Source organism: Acidiphilium sp. PM, from assembly GCF_000219295.1.
Taxonomy (GTDB): domain Bacteria; phylum Pseudomonadota; class Alphaproteobacteria; order Acetobacterales; family Acetobacteraceae; genus Acidiphilium; species Acidiphilium multivorum.
The window spans coordinates 1-2,377 of record NZ_AFPR01000618.1 but is presented as its reverse complement, the minus strand read 5'-3'; the positions used below and the strand labels follow the sequence as shown (position 1 = coordinate 2,377).

At 59.4% G+C, this 2,377-nt stretch carries 3 protein-coding genes and 1 pseudogene; 2 read left to right on the top strand and 2 right to left on the bottom strand.

Features of this window, described 5'->3' with window-relative positions; all coding sequences use genetic code 11:
* Positions 1–9 precede the first annotated feature (9 nt).
* Positions 10–500 (top strand): annotated as a pseudogene (locus APM_RS21115) (transposase); the annotation flags it as partial.
* On the opposite strand, the gene APM_RS21935 reads toward APM_RS21115, so the two are convergent.
* Entirely contained in the window at positions 433–954 is a 522-nt protein-coding gene (locus APM_RS21935) for a transposase family protein (protein ID WP_371259420.1), read from the bottom strand. The pseudogene APM_RS21115 and the gene APM_RS21935 sit on opposite strands and share 68 nt — an antisense overlap.
* Positions 955–1,047: 93 nt before the next feature.
* Between APM_RS21935 and APM_RS21930 the strand changes: the two genes are divergently transcribed.
* Positions 1,048–1,332: a hypothetical protein gene (locus APM_RS21930; RefSeq protein ID WP_138919295.1), complete on the top strand. Its 285-nt coding sequence runs from the start codon at positions 1,048–1,050 to the stop codon at positions 1,330–1,332.
* A 111-nt stretch (positions 1,333–1,443) separates the two neighbouring features.
* Here the strand turns inward: APM_RS21930 and APM_RS19565 are convergent, their stop codons facing one another.
* A complete protein-coding gene (locus APM_RS19565; protein WP_007425122.1) occupies positions 1,444–2,355 on the bottom strand; it encodes a cupin domain-containing protein in 912 nt (303 codons plus the stop codon).
* Between the last annotated feature and the right edge of the window lie 22 nt (positions 2,356–2,377).

The following is a 2,377-nucleotide window of genomic DNA, read 5'->3' as shown; positions in this document are numbered from 1 at the left end:
AGGCCCCATATGGCACGACGGAAAGCACTGGCGATCCCGGACGACTTACTGGACCAGTTGCTGACTGGCGGTGACGCGGCGACAGCCCTGTACTCGGGTGATCTGGTGAACGTGCTGAAGAAGGCCCTGGCGGAGCGGGTTCTGAGCGCGGAGATGGATTATCACTCGGTAACGACACGGAGGTCGAGAACAGCCGGAACGGCTACGGCCGCAAGTCGGTGTCGACCGGCACGGGGAAGATCGAGATTGCGGTTCCCCGTGACCGTGCGGGCAGCTTCGATCCGCAACTGATCGCCAAATGCCAGCGCCGGTTTCCGGGCTTCGATGACAAGATCATCTCGATGTATGCGCGGGGGCTGAGCACCCGCGAGATTGCGGAACATCTGCCCGAGATCTACGGCATCGATGCGTCGGCAGAACTGATCAGCACGATTACCGATGCGGTGCTGGACGAGGTGACGACCTGGCAGCAGCGCCCGCTGGGCCCGGTCTATCCGGTAGAAGTGCAATCGTACGCCGTCGTTCAAGATCGCGGACGATCTTGCCGTAGCGGAAATTACGCCGCCAAGCCGAATCATCAACGCCCACGACACGCGCCGGTATCAGAGGTGATGTACCGCGCCGGCGCACCACCCGCAGCAGCGTGTCGTTGCTGACCGGGATCATCAGCCGCCCGGCAAAACCAGCTGCCGGCCGACCACCGAGTGCCAGCCCAAGATGCTGAACAATCGTATCCAGTCGTGCGGTTCGGCGTGCCCATGGTGCCAGTTCCCTGAACCGCTCGGCGAAAATCCGCCGGCTGCACCGAGCCTCGTGGCAATAGAACCGGCGCGCAAGAACAACGAGCCGGACCATTCGTCCACCAGCGGGCAGATCCGCCAGGCGGCGATGGTAGCGACTATGAACACGAAAAGACGCCCGCCCACAGTTCGGGCAAATACCGCGCCCGGCCACCGCGCGAACCCTGATGGTGGCCGTATCTCCTTCTGTCTCTACGCCTTCCGCAGCAAATCCAACCGGATCAGCAACGCCGGACGGCAACCTCGCATGCCTTTGATTCCTTTCCCGAATCCAAGGCAATACAAACAGCCAATTCCATCAAAAGTGAGTCAGAGCCAATTTTCCACGCCGAAACACAGATTGATTTTCGAAACCCATGTCGAACGTGTCCATGTTGAAGATGCTATTATGCTATTGCCCTTTCCGAACCGTGTCGATCCGGATTTTTGGCAGTCCTGGATTATGAGTTTCCAGCAATTTTACGGCCTGGCTTTTGGCAGGCTGCAAAGTTCGCGCCTATCCTTAATCCCAGAAGAACAATACGGAGCCTGAACTGCTCTGCCTTATGGGGCGGCTGAAGGATTGCAATCAGCTTCAGCACCGATGGTATCAGAGCTTCTTTACCGCCACGTTCCTCTTACGCTCGTAATCTCGCAGACGTCTTCACAGGGAAATGCCTTCCGCCACCTCCCGCGCGTAACGCGCGGGAGGCACCCCCTCACGCTGTGAAAAGGCCACACTGAAGGAACTAGCGGACTGATAACCCACCTGCGCCGCGACCTCCGCTACCCTGTAACCATTGCGCAGCAGCCTCTTCGCCAAAGCCATCCGCCACGTCAGCAGGTATTCCATCGGCGCCAATCCCACCTCTCGGTTGAAGCGTTCAAAAAAGGCCGAGCGCGACAAAGCAGCTTCCTTCGCCAACTCCGCTGCACTCCAGGCTCGCTCTGGCGCCTCGTGCATTCGCCTGATCGCCACTGCCAATCTTCCATCCGCCAGGCCGCGCAGCAGGCCCGGTGAAGCCCCGAATTCGGCAGCTGATCTCAACGCTTCGATCAGCATCACCTCCAGCAGATGCGCCAGAACTATTCCTTGCCCCGGTTTATTTGCGCGATCCTCCTCCCCGACTAGCGCCACAAGCGTCGCCAGATTTGATTGGCCCCTCACATGCACCAGCTCCGGCAGGAGCGAGGCAAGCAACGTCGCATCCGGCGAGGCAAATTCACAATGTCCTATTAAATTCCGTACATTTGCTGGCCCCGCCAGATCGCCCAATCTGAACTCACCCGACGGCAAACGCACCGGCTCGGAGAGGGGCATCTCTTCCGCCTCCGGATGCAGGCTCATCATGATGCAATCCACCGCGGCGGGAATCAGCACGAAATCATTCACGCCCAGCGTCAACGCCTCGCGCCCTTCCACTTGCAGCCGGCAACTCCCTTCCACGACGGCACCATAGAAAAGATGTCCATCCCCCTCTTTGCGCAGCCGCCATGGCCCCGCTCCGCTGGCCACTTTGGAAAACTTCATCCGGGGCCGGAGCAACGTGACGATTTCGGCAAGAGGATCAGCCATCTGGACTCCTTAAAATGAAATA